Origin of the sequence: Grimontia sedimenti, from assembly GCF_011045095.1 — a bacterium.
Classification (GTDB): Bacteria; Pseudomonadota; Gammaproteobacteria; order Enterobacterales; family Vibrionaceae; genus Enterovibrio; species Enterovibrio sedimenti.
In genome coordinates, this window is sequence record NZ_JAALDL010000001.1 from 1 (window position 1) to 15,364 (window position 15,364).

The following is a 15,364-nucleotide window of genomic DNA, read 5'->3' on the forward strand; positions in this document are numbered from 1 at the left end:
GACGCTGCCGCCAGTCCAGCCAGCAGGTACCGTGGTAGTGACATCAGTGGTTGAACCGCCCGGTTGAGTGACGGTCACCGTAATGGTGTCACCGGGCTCGGTGCCGGTCGGTGGCGTAACCAGTACTTCAACGCCATCTGCCAGCGCTCCCTCGCCAATGCCGCCGGAAGCTTCCGGGATCTCAACCAGCGGGAGTTCATCGGTGCCGCCCGGTCCGGTGCCTTCACCGGGTGCAGTCGTATCAATCGTGACTGTGGTGGATGTGCTGGGCGCTGATGTGTTGCCGGCACTGTCTGTCACTGATGCGGTGATGGTGTATTCACCTTCGGCAGGTAAACCGCCGCCTGTGCCACCCAAATCTTCTGGGGACACGGTCACAGAAACGCTGCTGCCGCCCGTCCAACCGTCCGGCACCGTGGTGGTAACATCAGTGGTTGAACCGCCCGGTTGAGTGACGGTCACCGTAATGGTATCACCGGGCTCAGTGCCGGTCGGTGGCGTGACCAGTACTTCAACGCCATCTGTCAGCTCTTCTTCACCAATGCCGCCAGAGGACTCGGGAATTTCAACCAGCGGGAGTTCATCGGTGCCGCCCGGTCCGGTGCCCTGTCCAGGCGCAAAGGTATCGACATTACCTGTCGCAGTAGCTGAAGCGCTATTCCCTTGGCTATCACTGACTGTCGCTGTGACTGAGAAAGCGCCATCACCCAATGCATTTGCGATATCGGTGGAAAAGAAACCACCTTCCTGCACTATGGTGGTGAGTGTTTGCACTTTTCCCGTTGCGTCGATGATAGTGAGACTGACGATAGAGCCTGGCAGCATGTTAGTGGTGCCAGATATTGTCGGCGTATTGTCGTTGGTTAGCGATTGGACATTCAGACTGATAGTGGGGGATAAAAGAAATGGACTGTCGCCATCTTCACGAACATCAGGGTTTTGAGAAGTAGTAGAAGAGGCATGGTTTTCGGTTTCGTATCCTGCACTGGCAATGGTTTCACTGGCTGTTCGGGACAGAACAATAAAGCCATTTGAACCAGAGCCTTGTAATGTAGTGCCTGCTTCGGTGGCGTACTCATCGTTTTGTGTCGGATCAATCCCTTGCTTGATCGCATCGATAATCTCTTGGATCTTAGCTTTGTCTGAGTCAAGTTGATTAGGGTCGTTGAGAATTGCTGCAAGGCTATCTATTTCACTGCCGACATAAAATAAATTCCGCCATCTTCTCCGAGAAACTCAATGAGCGTTGGTTCAGCAACATCAAGCATGTCTCCGGCTTTCAAATATTCACCAGCAGCCAGAGGCTTATCACTGCCTTTTACTAATGAAGCGACTCCACTGATGTACAAGACTGTTGCGTTGCTTGGTAGCTTGACTTGACTCATCGCCCACACCTCAAAAAGCTCAACGTTGGCAGTACATGCAAGTTTCAATGAGAAAATTGCTGACAATTAACTTATTAAAAGTAGGACTAAAGTCTCATTGGCGCTAACTGTTGGAAGCGGATCAACGCTGGTTGTTGGAGGAAGATCGACATGGTGTCAGATTGGCTCGATAAGGGAACTCTGAGAAATGTGGGAAGTGAACATTAAAGCTATGACTCATAGGCAAGCGCCAGTAAGACAGGAACCAGGTTCGTCTAAAGGCTAAGGTTCGAGATTTTATTGATTGAGTTCTTAGTCTTTATTTGATTGTAACTATTAATAATATTTTGGTTTTTGGGGGCTAAAGTCAGGAATTGGCTGATTGGGATGACGCTAGGACATAGCCAACCCAAGAAGAGGGTTGGCTGATTTAATGGGCCCCTAAATTTTTAGGGTTTAAGCAACAGCCTCAGCATCTTTTTGCTTGATCACTTTGTGGCCTTCTTCTGTCACGCCGTTTTTCCAATAGCTGCTGATGTAAATATTGTCTCGCTCGACGTTTCTTTCATTGCGGAAATATTGGCGTAGCGAGCGCATAGAATCGAACTCACAAGCACACCAGATGGCAGCATTACCATCCAGCCATTCTTTTTCCTTAACTTGCTCTGCCAGTGTTTTTTCGCCTTTAACCAGCCAGTCGATTTGCATACCCTCGGGGGCTTGAATCGGCTGAATATCTTCTTGAGAAAGCACTTCAATTACCGCATGGCCTTTTACATGTTGAGGTAGCGAAGCAATTTTGACAGACAGTGCAGGAAGGGCAGTCATATCTGCAACCATAAAGAACCAATCGGCTTCTTTATTGATTTGCTGAATGGTGCCAGGGCCAGCAATCGTGATGGTATCGCCAACTTCGGCGTTCATTGCCCAACGAGCGGCATGGCCGCAGCCACAGTCATCAACCTTATGGCGGACAAAGTCTACTGTGATCGTGTGTGTGCTGAAATCCAACTCGCGGATAGTGTAGGTGCGCATAACAGGCCTTTCGCCCACTGGAAGTGAACTCAGATCTGTGCTGCCATCCGGCGCAAACATTAACTTAATATATCCGCCTTCGCAGTTGGCAGGAAAGCGGGAAAGTCCTTCACCATGCATCACGATACGCTGCATATTGGGAGTAATGGCTGTGCTTGCTTCGACAGTAAGCTGAATCGGGCTCGGTTTCTTCATTATTCTTCTCTGACTACTTTACTTCACCCTAAAATACGTCGCCTTCAACAATAATTCAATGATAACGATTATCATTTGCGTAGATTTACATTCAAGGGTGAAATTGTCGTATTGGTTATTCGAAACCCAAACCTTTGCCAGTAAAAGTCACCACGTGATTCCGTCTTATCGCCTCCTGCGCCGCCAGCCCAATTACCACGGCTTTCAAGCCATCTTCCAATGACACCTCAACTTCTTGCTCACCTAACACTGCGCGCTGGAATTTCTGGTGCTGATAGAAAGTGGAACCGTTGTGATCGCCAGCTTCGAGAAGCGTTGGGTCTACAGGCACTTCCATTTGTTTTGGTCCCTTGGGATCGCGTGGGCTGGAAATGACTTGAGCGACAGGGGGCTCGCCAAGGGTTTCAGTCGGCCAGAAACGGCCAGGGCCGGGAACCAGACATTCCACCTTGCCTTTGTCGCCGACAACGCTGATCTCCTCTTGATAGCGCGAGCCCTCAGCGAACATGCAAAGCTCCAAGCTGGCGCGGGTGCCGTTGTCGAATTCTACGGTGACATAAGCATTATCAAGGATGTCAGGTGCTTCGCCGTTGTAGGATTCGTCCTTGTGGTTGACGGCTTGACTGCCGGAAGCAAAAACTCGAACAGGGTTAGCGTTGGCCATCAGTCGCATCAAATCAAAGAAGTGGCAGCATTTCTCGACCAGTGTACCGCCGGTTTTGTGGTTGAAGCGGTTCCAGTCATCCACTTTATGCAGGAAAGGAAAGCGGTGCTCGCGAATTGAAAACAGATGGCGCTGGCCAATCTCGCCTTGTGCCAACAAATCGAGCAATAAGGTGATAGGTGGCATGTAGCGATATTCCATCGCTACCCAGATCGGTGCCGGGTGGGATTTGGCGGCTTCAACCAAACGCGCCACATCATCAATCTGCGTACAAATGGGTTTCTCAATCAAGATTGGCAGTGAGCAGCGGCTCATGATGCCTAGCAATTGCTCGGCATGCTGGAAGTTAGGGGTCGCAATAACAAGGGCGTCTGCATCGTTCGCTTCAAGTAATTCATCCAGACCTTCAACTGAGCGGGCGGTTGGCACCAACGCTTGTGCTTTTTGGCGCATTTCTGCGTTAGGTTCGGCAAGCACGGTGATTTCCACATTCTCTAAAAGTTGAATGTTCCGGATGTGCTCTTGTCCCATCATGCCGCAGCCGAGAATGCCGTAGCGAATTACTTGATCTGTCATTCAGTCCGTCCCTTACGTTTGTTTGGTAGCCTGAGAGGCTATCGTTGTCGTTATGTCCATCGCGCGGCATAGCGCACGTTTACCGGGTCATACCAAGTGAAAGAAACCTCTTCGATACGATCCCGGTTTGACCAGCTCAAGCGCTCGATATAGCCGCATGCAGAGCCAATCTCAGGTTTAAAGTCTTGGTGCTTCCAGTCCGGTACATGATCGACCGTGATGCTGTCCTGCACCTTGGAAATCCAAAAGCCAAGTTTTTCGCGGTAATACACATACAGTGACTCCACGAGATCGTCTTGGGCGATATCGTCTTTGTGCTCTCCGCTGATCCAAATCTCTTCCATGGCAGCAGGTTGTTGGTCGAGTTTTCTCAACCGGCGAAAACGCCATAGTTGTGCGTTTGATTCCAGCCCCAACAAAGACGCCACATAGGTGTTGGTGTGTTGCTCCACGCTGAGAAAATCGGCGTTTGGCAATCCACCACCGGATTTCAGTTCAAGGCGGAAAAAGTGATACACCGCCGAATTATCCGGTGTGTTTTTTACATAAGTGCCGGAGCCCTGAATCCTTTCCAGCAATCCATTCTGTTCTAGCTCGTTCAATGCTTTGCGCAGCGTGCCGACAGCAACGCCCAGCTTTTTTGCCAGCTCTGCTTCAGTAGGCAGCCTTTCTCCCGGCAACCAATAACCTGCCGAGATTTCTCTGCGCAACAACTCGCTTATCTGGATAAACAGGGGTAATCGTGTTGATTCACTCATTTTCTAAAAATCTCAAAATTAATAACCGTCGATATATTAGAAGGTTACTGAGCTTTTTTCTGTTTCCTCGCTCAGAGAGTGAATGAATTCATTCATCATTGATTTACTTTATTTGTAAATCTTATAGCATTTATTAACAATTCATTCACTAATCATTTTCATTTCGATGAGAGTGAAAAGCAACAAGAACAATAACGTTGGTTGGCTTTTTTAAAATAAGAACAGGAGAGTTCAGATGAGTGTCGTGCCTATCACGAGTGAGGGGTTAGATGCCGCCGAGGTATCTTGGTTTGCGCCGCTTTGTAGCGACGATTATCGCTATTTGGGTGTGCCTGATGGTGCGTTGCGAAGCAGTTGGGAAAACACACGCGACATCGTTTTGACTGCTGAGAAGCAGGGCTTTCGCAACATTCTTTGCCCGTCCTCGTATCAGGTTGGGCAAGACACCCTGACTTTCGCTTCAGCAATGGGCCCGCTTACCGAGCGTATCAATTTGCTGGCAGCAATTCGTTGTGGAGAAGTGCATCCGGCGATGTTGGCCCGTTCGGTCGCGACACTTGATCACATCATGAAAGGGCGTTTGACGCTGAATGTTATCTCCTCTGATTTCCCCGGTGAGAAAGCCGATAGCGCATACCGCTACCGCCGCTCAAAAGAAGTGGTCGATATTCTTCGCCAAGCCTGGACGCAAGATGAAATCCGCTACGACGGAGAGATCTACAAACTCGACACACTTTCTGCTGATCCTGTTCGTCCTTATCAGCAAAACGGTGGTCCACTTCTCTACTTTGGTGGCTATTCTCCGGATGCCCTTGAACTGTGTGGTTCAGACTGCGACGTGTACCTGATGTGGCCGGAAACCGAAGACATGCTGGAATCACGCATGAAAGCGGTGAATGAGGTGGCACAACGTCATGGACGCACACTCGACTATGGCCTTCGTGTTCACATGATTGTTCGCGATACCGAAGCAGAAGCCCGTGAATATGCCGAGTCTCTGGTATCAAAGCTCGACGACGATTTTGGTCAATCGATTCGCGAGCGCGCATTGGACTCGAAGAGTCTTGGTGTTGCTTTCCAGTCTAATCAGCGTGAACAGGCAGACCAGTTTGGTTTTACCGAACCGAATCTTTGGACCGGTGTTGGCCGCGCCCGCTCTGGCTGTGGTGCAGCACTGGTGGGCAGTGTCGATCAGGTGCTGACAAAGATTGAGCGCTACAAGAAAATGGGTATCCGTGCCTTTATCTTCTCTGGCTACCCGCACCAATCTGAATGTGAAATTGTCGGCCAGAAAATTCTGCCCGAGCTAAAAACCTGCTCAATGCCTGAAGAATACGGACGTGTTCCGGCGACCACCCCTTTGACTCCACTTGGCGCAGGAGAGCGCAAATAATGAAATACACAGAACTGCATCCTTCACTGTCTGCGTTCAGCCGCTTAGTTTATGGCGTTTGGCGTTTGTCCGATGATGAGAACACCTCTGAGGCGCATGTTCGTGCGAAAGTTGATGCGTGTCTGGAGCAAGGGATCACCACCTTTGATCATGCTGACATCTATGGTGACTACTCCTGTGAAGAGGTATTTGGTCAGGTGCTTGAAGCAACCCCTTCACTTCGGGACCAGATTCAGTTGGTATCGAAATGCGACATTATGCTGCTTTCAGAAAAATACCCGAACCGCCGTGTCAAATACTACGACACCTCAGAAGCGCATATCCGTCAGTCAGTTACCAACTCTTTGCAGAACCTGAAAACTGACCACCTTGACTTACTGCTGATACACCGCCCGGATCCATTTATGGATCATAGTGAAACAGGGAATGCGCTGGATTCACTGATAGATGAAGGCTTGGTGAAAGCGGTCGGTGTGTCGAACTTTAAATCGTGGGATTGGGAATTACTGCAATCTGGTATGCGTCATCCATTAGTGACCAACCAGATTGAAATGAGCCTGATGACTCGCGATTCCTTTACCGACGGCACAGTGGCATTCATGCAAAAAGGTGGCATAAAGCCGATGGCATGGTCGCCACTGGCTGGTGGTGAATTGTTTGGCAACAGCGAGGCGGCACAGCGAGTGAAACCTTTGTTGCATCGTGAGGGCGAGAAATTCGATGTCGGTATTGATGCCGTGGCGATTGCTTGGCTACTCGCACACCCTGCAGGCATTTTGCCGGTGTTGGGCACCAACAATCTTGAACGTATCCGTGGCATAAGCGACGCGCTGAATGTCTCGATAGATAGAGAAACCTGGTTTGAACTTTGGACGGCAGCAGCAGGGGAGGAAGTAGCATGAGCCGCGAACTGAGAAACGCACTTTCCTGCTTCGCCACCGGCGTGACAGTGATTACAGCGCGTCATGAAGGGCAGGATTATGGATTGACGTGCTCATCTTTCAACTCTGTTTCTTTGGAGCCAGCAATTGTGCTTTGGAGCATTAACCGCACATCGTCAACCAAACAACCGATTCTGGAGTCTGGTGGCTACACCGTCAGCGTGCTGGCAGTGGAGCATTCCGAGCTTGCGATGAAGTTCTGTCGTGACAGCCATCAAGAGCGCTTCCGTGGTGTGGAGATCCAACGTGCACCGAGTGGCCGTGCCATCATTGAAGGTGCTGTAGCCTGGTTTGACTGTGACTTAAACGGCGTCGTCAGTGCAGGTGACCACGATATTCTGCTTGGCAAAGTGACCGACTTTCACTCGCAGCAGGGTAACGGATTGGTGTTTGAACGCAGCCGCTTCGGAAAGGTAGGAGAAGTCGCTTAATGGCAGTGGTGAAGTCAGTCATTTCGGTGCTGGAAGCCGTCAATAACACATTGGATCGCATTGGTGCATCCGTAGCTTGGGTGCTGGTGGCCTTGATGGTGTCCAGCATTCTGCTGCAGGTGGTGTGCCGCTATGTGTTCAATGCTGCATTGCCTTGGCCGGAAGAAGTCGCCCGGGCATTGATGATTTGGATGATGGCACTGGTTGCGGGGCAGGCGTATCGAAAGGGCATGTTTGTCTCTATCGATATGATTTTCAATTATCTGTCGCCAAAGGTGGCGCAGGTGATTCGCATTCTGCTGCTGGTGATTGCCTTTGCTGTACTGATCCAACTGTTCGTCATCGCACTGGAATTCTTTGACCGCGGCTTTCGAACCCGTGCAGCATCTTTTCCGCTGAAGCGGGCTTGGATCTATCTCGCGATGCCGGTGTGTTTCGGCACCATGTTGCTCGCGAATTTAGAAATGTTCCTGAAAGCGCTTACTCATAAAGAAGGGGATGCCATCGCTGCGCAAGCTGGAGAAAGCTGAGTAGTCAGGCGTTGGTAATCATAAGGATGTGGCTGTAAATGTTGATCTTCTTTCTACCTCTGTTTTTAGTTTTCCTTCTCGTCGGCATGCCAGTGTTTTTCGCGCTGCTCGCCGCTCCGGGGTTCATGCTATATGCCGAAGGCATGGACAGGGATATTCCCCTGCTATTTCGTAATATCTACAACGGTATTGATTCTTTCCCGCTGATGGCTATTCCATTCTTCATGCTCGCGGGTGAGGTGATGAACCGGAGTGGGATCACCCTGAGTCTGGTGAATTTCTCTCAATCACTTATTGGCCATGTACGCGGTGGTCTGGCCCATGTGAACGTAATGTCGAGCATGCTGTTTGCAGGGCTTTCCGGTTCTGCTGTCGCCGATACCTCTGCAATCGGTTCGATGATGATCCCTGCGATGGAGAAAAACGGGTACTCGCGTAAGTTCGCGGCTGCCATTACAGCGGCTTCTTCGGTGATTGGCCCAATCATTCCACCTTCCGGCATCATGATTATTTACGCCTACACCATGGAAATTTCCGTAGCAGCACTGTTTGCGGCGGGAGTGGTTCCCGGTGTGATGATTGGTGGTGGCTTGATGCTGTTGATCGCGTTGCTGGCGAAAAGCCAAAACCTGCCAATTGCCAGTGAAAAAGCGACATGGCGTGAACGCGGAACAGCCACCAGAAAGGCATTCTGGCCGCTGTTAACTCCCGTGATCATTCTGGGCGGCATATTGGGTGGCATCTTTACACCGACGGAAGCTTCTGCCGTTGCGGTGCTTTATACCTTGGTCGTCGGCATGTTTGTGCTTCGTACTGTGAAGCTGAAAGACATCCCGGACATTTTTACCGCAAGTGCCAAGTCGTCAGCCGTAATTCTATTGTTGGTTGGCGCAGCACTGGCGTTCAAAACCGTGGTCTCGCTTTCCCATGCAGCTGAGTCTATGGCGCATTGGACGCTGAGCATCAGTGAGAATCCGCTGATCTTACTGTTCCTTATCAACATCCTGCTTTTTATTGTTGGCATGTTCCTCGATGCAGGGCCGGCCATCATTATTCTGGGGCCAATTCTGGCGCCGGTTTTTGTCAGTCTGGGCATAGACCCAGTGCATTTCGCCATCATCATGAGCGTGAATCTCACGGTGGGCTTGGCGACGCCTCCAATGGGACTGGTGCTGTTTGTGGCATCAAGCGTATCCGGCGAGAAAGTCGAAACGCTGTCCCGCGCGATTCTGCCGTTTCTGGCAGTGGAAGTGGTAGTGATCTTCCTGATTACGTTTTTCCCGTCTCTTTCCATGACCATTCCGCAATGGTTGGGTCTGGCATGAGCCGGTTTGGTTTTTTTACTCTTAACAAGCAACCGAGAACGTAAGTTCTCACCTTATGTGGAACAGCCTTCGGGCTGGCAATCACGGAAGTGAAAAGGTGAAGTATGAAAATAACGGTAAATAAAATGCGTACAGCATTGAAGGGAAGTGCACTGGCGTTGTTGGCTGGATTAATGACCACCACAGCATTGTCGGTGCCTGCCATGGCGGCGGACTTCAACCTTCGCGCAGTGGCTAACTCCAACGAAAATGACGAAGACTATGATGGTCTGATCGTCTTTAAAGACTTCGTCGAATCTCACTCGAACGGCAAAATCAAAGTCGATCTCTACATCGGTACCCAGCTTTGTGGAAACGGTACCGAGTGTATTCAGGCGGTAGAAGACGGTTCAGTCGATATCTACATTTCTACCTCTGGCGGTGCGGCGAATATGTTCCCATACATTCAGGTTCTTGACCTTCCGTATGTGCTGCCTGATGACCGAACCGCAGAAGCCGTTCTACAGGGTGATTTTGTGCGTGAACTGCGTAAATCCATTCTTGCGGACACAGACGACAAACTGCGCCTGATGGCGATCGGTAATACTGGCGGCTGGCGTAACTTTGCTAACACCAAGCGTACAGTAAAACAGCCAAGTGATTTGGAAGGCCTGAAAATCCGCACCGTGGTTGCTGACTTGCCACAGGAACTGGTGAAAGCACTGGGTGCAAGCCCAACGCCAATCCCATGGCCTGAGCTTTATACTTCATTCCAGACGGGGGTGGTTGAAGGTTCGAAAAACGGCATTACCGACATCATGGGCATGAAGTTCCCAGAAGCAGGTTTGAAATACGTCACCTTGGACGGCCATGCCTACATGTCAGCGCTTTGGTATATGAACAACGAAGCCTTCCTGGATATGCCACCAGAGCTACGTAAAGTGATTGTCGATGGCTTCCGCGCACTGCAACAGGCAACGTTCGCTTCTCCGAAGCGTAAATCGATTGCTGCTTACGATGCCTTCAAGAAAGCTGGCGGTAAGCTTTACGTGCCAACTCCGGAAGAAAAAGCCAAGTTCCAGGAATCTGCAGCGCCGGTTTATATCTGGTTCCAGGAGAACGTGAAAGACGGCAAGAAGTGGTTTGATTTGCTCAAATCAGAATCCGAAAAAGCGCAACAACAGATTGCCGCAGCGGATAAAGCAGACCTCTCTTAACGGTTTGTAAGGGAATAAAAAAATCAGCCTCTCGGGGCTGATTTTTCTTTTGCTTGGTTTGTCTATTTAAACAAAGGATCAATCGCTGCCTGCCAGTCTTCTAAGCTGGAGTTATGGTCGACCGGAACCAAGCCTGCATTGTTAATAAACACAGTGGGAGTCGCCCATACTGATCGTGTTGCCGCATAGCGAATCGGTGTTCTGCCTTGCACGTAAACATCGCTGCTGTCCATTCGCTCGATGAAGGCTTCACGGTCAACTTTGCCATGTTCCACGGCATAATCAGTAACCAAGTTTCTCAGATCTTCATGGGTCTTATGGAGAAACTGGCCGTTGTAGAACGTATCCTGCCGCTCATATAAGAAGGTAGCGAAGCGATAAAACTTCTCTGCATCACCCTCTGCCAAAGCAAATAACCCCAAACTCATGTCCCACGCCTGGCGGTGATTACTTAGCGTAATGAGGTGAGTTTTCAGGCTCACAGACCGCCCTTTGTAATGCTCCATTACCGCCATCAGGTTCGGCCATATAGCACGTGAATGTGGGCATTGAATGTCGACGAAAACATCTATGGTGACAGATGCGGCTGGATCACCAAGTAGAACACCACTTGGACGGTGGGGAATCGGTATGCTCATAACGTCCTTGTCCTTAGCTCGTTGTTATTGTGTTGAGCTAAGTGTAGCTAACGGATTCAGGTCGTCTCTAGACCCTAATTGAGTCACTAATGCGATTTTGAATCAGTATGTTATGCCTAAGCAGCCTTTCGACTGCTAGCTTTAACCTGAGCCGCTTTGTAATCAATATCATGGTGCAATCTTTTCAGCGTTCGATGAGCCTGTAGTGATATGAAATCTCATAACATATTTTATTTGGTGGTCAGAAATCTGATTTGAGATAACTGTCTAAATATACAGCATTTCAATGTGGTAAGGTTCGTGCAGATTTTGGTTTCAAAGCCCAAGGAAGACCATGAGAAACGTTGTATTAAAGAACCTGCGCGAACGTTTTCAATCATTGAATGAGATTGTTGATACCTTAAACCCAGAGCTGTTTACCACCCACTTGAATGTACCGAAGAATAAGTCTGTTGGTGAACATATGTGGTGTATTGTCGGTGCAAGGGAGAGCTATACAAAATCGTTGCTGAAAGGCGAGTGGGCAGGCTTTGAATGTTCACTGGCATCGACCGAAAATCGTGGCGATGTGATCGAGAAACTGAAATCTTCCGAAGTCGCGTTCGACGAAGTGGTAAATACCATTAGCAACTGGACGCCAGAGCGCGACGAGTTATTGGTTTATTTGCTTGAACACGAAGCAACCCATGAAGCGCAATTGATTCGCCATATCTTCGCTCTCGAGCAAACGTTGCCTGAATCGGTGAAGTGGGCTTAATCAATCCGCGAATGCAAGAGAAAGGGAGAGCCCAAGCTCTCCCTTTCTCTTATCTTTCTCCTATTATGGATGACTCAGCTAGACTGAATCGTCTTCTGTGGCAGTCTCCACTTTGATCTTGAAATAGTGTTTACGGTCAGTGGTATCTGGAAAACTGACGGCGTCGTCATCGGTATTCAGCAGCGGAATTTCCACGTAAAACTTCTTCGCGCCAGCTGCATTTTTCCACAAACGTATTCTGGCAGGCATGATTAACAGGGACGTTGGCAGTTTCGGTGCTGGCGTTCCTGCTGTCTTCTTGATTTCGTCGACCAGATAGTTCGCCGAAACCGACAACAGGTTCATGTCGATACCATCAAAATCTTCGCTCAGAAAGGGTATGTCGGTAGATATAGTGAAGACTTTTCCGGGTTCGATAGACACACCCCTGAAGTTATGTACGTGCGTGCCGAAGTACAAGGTGTCCAACTTATGCTGGCCTGCAATACCAATTGAATCAGCGGAAAGGGAAACATCTTTCCCTGCGCCAGGTAGCTTTTTGTCTTTGGCGGAAAACACTACCTTCCAGCCATGGGGAAGGTGGTTCTTCGGTGGTGAAATTTCATAGATCCAAGGTCTGAACAGCACGGTTCTGGTCGCGGAAAACAACCCCTGTAATTCCACTGCGCCGCCTTTCTCCGCTTGCAGATCACCAGCCGCCCGCTCATGTTCGTCATATGGGGTGATATGCAGGTGAGCGATAGAGGGTGGACGAACGTTGACTAAAGAACCCAAATCATCCGACCTTGGATGCGTGTAGTGATTGCCGCTCAGTCCACTATAGATATTGCTGTCTGGATTATTTGACCTTGGCGTTTCCCAAAACAAACGTGCTTTACAATAAGTCACCCGGCGTGAGTCAGTCGGCGTGCTGGTGATCACCAGTTCATTCTGCCTTGCGTCAGCAGTGAACACGATAAGGCTGGTCCAACGCAGAGGGTTGCGATCTGCACGGTCACCATACTGGGTCGTGTTGAAGGGGTCGTAATTGTTGCTGTCGAAATGGTGTTCGGCGCTGCCGGTTTGCATCGAGTTGGAAGAAGCGCCCATATATAACGCTCCGCCTTTGTTACCGTAGCAGTCAAAGTTACCGAGATCGTTCGAAGAGGCAATGTAGGTCCATTTGCGGTGAACCTCCAGTTGACCATCCGGGGTTGGCCAGCGGTTTTCATCAGTCGGGTTTCTGCTGCCAAGCGTAGGGTCTGACATATAGATGCCCCAACCGTCATTGTTGACCGCGGCACAGCCGATGAAACTGTTGTGCATGTAGTCTTCATAACCGCCGGGGAAATACCATCCGTCGAGCCCGTTTTCACGCGCCATCAGGTTGACATGGGTGTTGTACGCGCCATCAATGCCAACAAACCCATTCCAAGGCATAGCATCAACGACGATGTTCATAAACTCGTTGTAAGAAGCGCGGGCAGTGGTGGAATAGTTGCCGGGTAGATACGGAGTCATCTGAGAAAGCAGGGTGTAGTGGGGTTCCAAGTTGTAGAATGAGACTTCAACGGTTTTGGTGTTGGAGGGCAGCCCACCCGGCACCACCACGGTGGTGGTTGTGTCCAGGCGTTTAATTGGCTTGTGATACACCCGCGTTTCGCCTTCTTCGCGCGGTTTGCTGGTGGTTTGTTTGTCGGAGGCTTTGATCCCAACGTATTTGCCGTCGAGCTTTTTGCCGATGTTCGCAATGCGGGCGACCTCTTTGCCGTTCGCATCGTAAGCGCGCACCCATCTAACGAGGGGAACATCAATGGTGTCGTCCAGCAGTACTTCCTTTGAATCTGTATAGGTGCCGCGTGCAGGAACGATGATTTCGGTATCTCCTTCGCCGTTATTCAGCGTGAAATCGGTTATCTCTTCCCATACCAGAGGCAACCCAAATCGTTTTTGTGGCATGCGGTTAGGTTGACCCGCCCAATATTTTGGGGAGTTGGGTTGAGAGCTGGCAGCGACACTCGGTTGAGGGGGTGTATGTCCGATCATAATGCCATTGCCGCCATCGCCAGGGTCTTTCAGACAGCCGCTTACGGCAAAGTCAAAGATACGGCTGGAGCCGCACTGGGTGTAGATCCCATCGTTATTTGATCCGCCAATAGGACACAGCGCCGTAGGGTGGGTAGTGACATCCCGTAATGCACCGGAGAGCGCTTTTCGCCTGACATAACTGCCTTGCCCGCGAAAGGTACCGGAGCCTGTGGGGATTAGCAGGTTACCGACGATGGGGAAGTAGCCTTTTCCCATCACCACATGGAAGTCATACCTTTCATCTGAGGGAGGGACGAGATTACCGTTGATATCTCTGAGCCTCATTGCTATTTCTAGCTTAACCTGATTGCGCTGCGCCATGGCGATGACACCTTCTCGGTCTCGTTGCCAGCGAGCTTTCGCTGCTTGAGGCGTCAGGCCAACAGATTCAAGTTCAATGGTCAGTTCACCGGTTTCCAGCAAGCTTATCAGCCAGTTGTAGAGAAAGCGGAGCAAGCGTGTGAAAACATCTGTCGTCATGCGGACAGGCGTTGCGAAGAAGCTCCATGTTCTGGGGAAGCGTTGACGTAAATTGCACATAGTTGGCAGCTCTTATTCATCCATTGTTGTGCAACTTTACGATATGCTTGGTCATTAAAATGTCCAATAATGGCGACATTTTTGGTATGTAAATACTTGCTATTACTATTGGCTAATAATGGCGGGTTGTCGCTGAATCTGTAAAAAAATGCCGGCAATTTACCGGCAAAAACATTCAAAAGAGAGACACTAACGTAAAGCCAAACAACCTGAATCCTGCATCTTCGGGTATCGAGGTAATGGGAATATTTCCAAGATGCGTTCCCATCGCCCTTAAATGTATTACCTTTAGTCGCTTGGATTTCTTTGGTTGTAGATATGTGTGGCGATGGCATCCATTAATGGCGGGGAGAGACAATCATAGGGCTCTAACCCCAGCGTTTTGAGTTGACTGCGAATCGCCTCCATTTGACTCGGCGGCGTACCAGATTCGATGATTGATGACACAAATGCCGCAAATTCCGGTGCTGACCACCCATCATTGCTCGACAATTCTGTGTGAACAAAATCGAGGCCGTAGAATGGATGATTGGTATCTTCAATTCGTCCATACATGTGCACGCCGCAATCGCGGCAGGCGTGGCGTTGAATCGCCGCACTTTCATCTATGATGGAGAGTTTATCGGCGTTCTGCTCAACAGAAACATGGTCTTTGGGTACCACAGCGACATGGGAGAAGGTCGCACCTTCTGGTTTCCAGCACTTAGAACAGCCGCAGACATGATTGTGAGCAGTTTGGGCAGAAATGCTGACCACGACAGGGTCGTTGTTGCAGTGACACGTTAAGGAGTCGCCAGAGAAGCCAGCGACCTCGTTTGTTCGCACGCCTTTATCGACGGCGGGATGAATCGAAATTGTCATAGGAAACACCCTAGCAATTGCATCCTTGATTACCTTCCACATGGTTAAACCTCCATGCTCTATTGCTTTCCACATGGGTCAGCCCATGGAAAA

15 protein-coding genes are annotated in these 15,364 nt (G+C 49.9%); 7 read left to right on the plus strand and 8 right to left on the minus strand.

Annotated elements, in window-relative coordinates; genetic code table 11:
- The 5 genes from G5S52_RS00005 to G5S52_RS00025 all read right to left on the minus strand — a co-directional run.
- The coding region (locus G5S52_RS00005; protein ID WP_368737440.1) for an Ig-like domain-containing protein at positions 1-1,191 on the minus strand (1,191 nt) is incomplete at its 3' end.
- Positions 1,188-1,385, minus strand: a complete 198-nt coding sequence (locus tag G5S52_RS00010) for a hypothetical protein (protein WP_165011251.1) — start codon at positions 1,383-1,385, stop codon at positions 1,188-1,190. The genes G5S52_RS00010 and G5S52_RS00005, both read right to left, overlap by 4 nt.
- A 435-nt stretch (positions 1,386-1,820) precedes the next feature.
- Complete coding sequence (locus tag G5S52_RS00015) at positions 1,821-2,594, minus strand: siderophore-interacting protein (protein WP_165011252.1); 774 nt, start codon at positions 2,592-2,594, stop codon at positions 1,821-1,823.
- A gap of 115 nt (positions 2,595-2,709) precedes the next feature.
- On the minus strand, positions 2,710-3,834 hold the full coding sequence (locus tag G5S52_RS00020; RefSeq protein WP_165011253.1) for a Gfo/Idh/MocA family protein: 1,125 nt from the start codon (positions 3,832-3,834) through the stop codon (positions 2,710-2,712).
- Between the two features lie 50 nt (positions 3,835-3,884).
- Complete coding sequence (locus G5S52_RS00025) at positions 3,885-4,592, minus strand: GntR family transcriptional regulator (protein ID WP_039850197.1); 708 nt, start codon at positions 4,590-4,592, stop codon at positions 3,885-3,887.
- A 235-nt stretch (positions 4,593-4,827) separates the two neighbouring features.
- Here G5S52_RS00025 and G5S52_RS00030 point away from each other — a divergent pair, with 235 nt between their 5' ends.
- The 6 genes from G5S52_RS00030 (at position 4,828) to G5S52_RS00055 (ending at position 10,408) form a co-directional block, all read left to right on the plus strand.
- Complete coding sequence (locus tag G5S52_RS00030; RefSeq protein WP_165011254.1) at positions 4,828-5,985, plus strand: LLM class flavin-dependent oxidoreductase; 1,158 nt, start codon at positions 4,828-4,830, stop codon at positions 5,983-5,985.
- Complete coding sequence (locus G5S52_RS00035; RefSeq protein ID WP_165011255.1) at positions 5,985-6,887, plus strand: aldo/keto reductase; 903 nt, start codon at positions 5,985-5,987, stop codon at positions 6,885-6,887. Before G5S52_RS00030 ends, G5S52_RS00035 begins: the two co-directional genes overlap by 1 nt.
- A complete protein-coding gene (locus tag G5S52_RS00040) occupies positions 6,884-7,357 on the plus strand; it encodes a flavin reductase family protein (protein ID WP_165011256.1) in 474 nt (157 codons plus the stop codon). Before G5S52_RS00035 ends, G5S52_RS00040 begins: the two co-directional genes overlap by 4 nt.
- On the plus strand, positions 7,357-7,887 hold the full coding sequence (locus G5S52_RS00045) for a TRAP transporter small permease (protein WP_165011257.1): 531 nt from the start codon (positions 7,357-7,359) through the stop codon (positions 7,885-7,887). The genes G5S52_RS00040 and G5S52_RS00045 overlap by 1 nt, the downstream gene beginning before the upstream one ends.
- Positions 7,888-7,925: 38 nt before the next feature.
- Positions 7,926-9,212: a TRAP transporter large permease gene (locus G5S52_RS00050; RefSeq protein WP_002540010.1), complete on the plus strand. Its 1,287-nt coding sequence runs from the start codon at positions 7,926-7,928 to the stop codon at positions 9,210-9,212.
- Between the two features lie 104 nt (positions 9,213-9,316).
- Positions 9,317-10,408: a TRAP transporter substrate-binding protein gene (locus G5S52_RS00055; protein WP_165011258.1), complete on the plus strand. Its 1,092-nt coding sequence runs from the start codon at positions 9,317-9,319 to the stop codon at positions 10,406-10,408.
- A 62-nt stretch (positions 10,409-10,470) separates the two neighbouring features.
- Here the strand turns inward: G5S52_RS00055 and G5S52_RS00060 are convergent, their stop codons facing one another.
- Positions 10,471-11,046 carry a DsbA family protein gene (locus G5S52_RS00060; protein ID WP_165011259.1) on the minus strand — a complete coding sequence of 192 codons (576 nt, stop codon included), beginning with the start codon at positions 11,044-11,046 and terminating at the stop codon, positions 10,471-10,473.
- Between the two features lie 334 nt (positions 11,047-11,380).
- On the opposite strand from G5S52_RS00060, the gene G5S52_RS00065 reads away from it, so the two are divergent.
- A complete protein-coding gene (locus G5S52_RS00065) occupies positions 11,381-11,803 on the plus strand; it encodes a hypothetical protein (protein ID WP_165011260.1) in 423 nt (140 codons plus the stop codon).
- Positions 11,804-11,881: 78 nt separating this feature from the next.
- On the opposite strand, the gene G5S52_RS00070 is transcribed toward G5S52_RS00065, so the two are convergent.
- Positions 11,882-14,410, minus strand: a complete 2,529-nt coding sequence (locus G5S52_RS00070; RefSeq protein WP_165011261.1) for a hypothetical protein — start codon at positions 14,408-14,410, stop codon at positions 11,882-11,884.
- A 288-nt stretch (positions 14,411-14,698) separates the two neighbouring features.
- Entirely contained in the window at positions 14,699-15,271 is a 573-nt protein-coding gene (gene gfa, locus G5S52_RS00075) for an S-(hydroxymethyl)glutathione synthase (protein WP_165011262.1), read from the minus strand.
- Positions 15,272-15,364 lie beyond the last annotated feature (93 nt).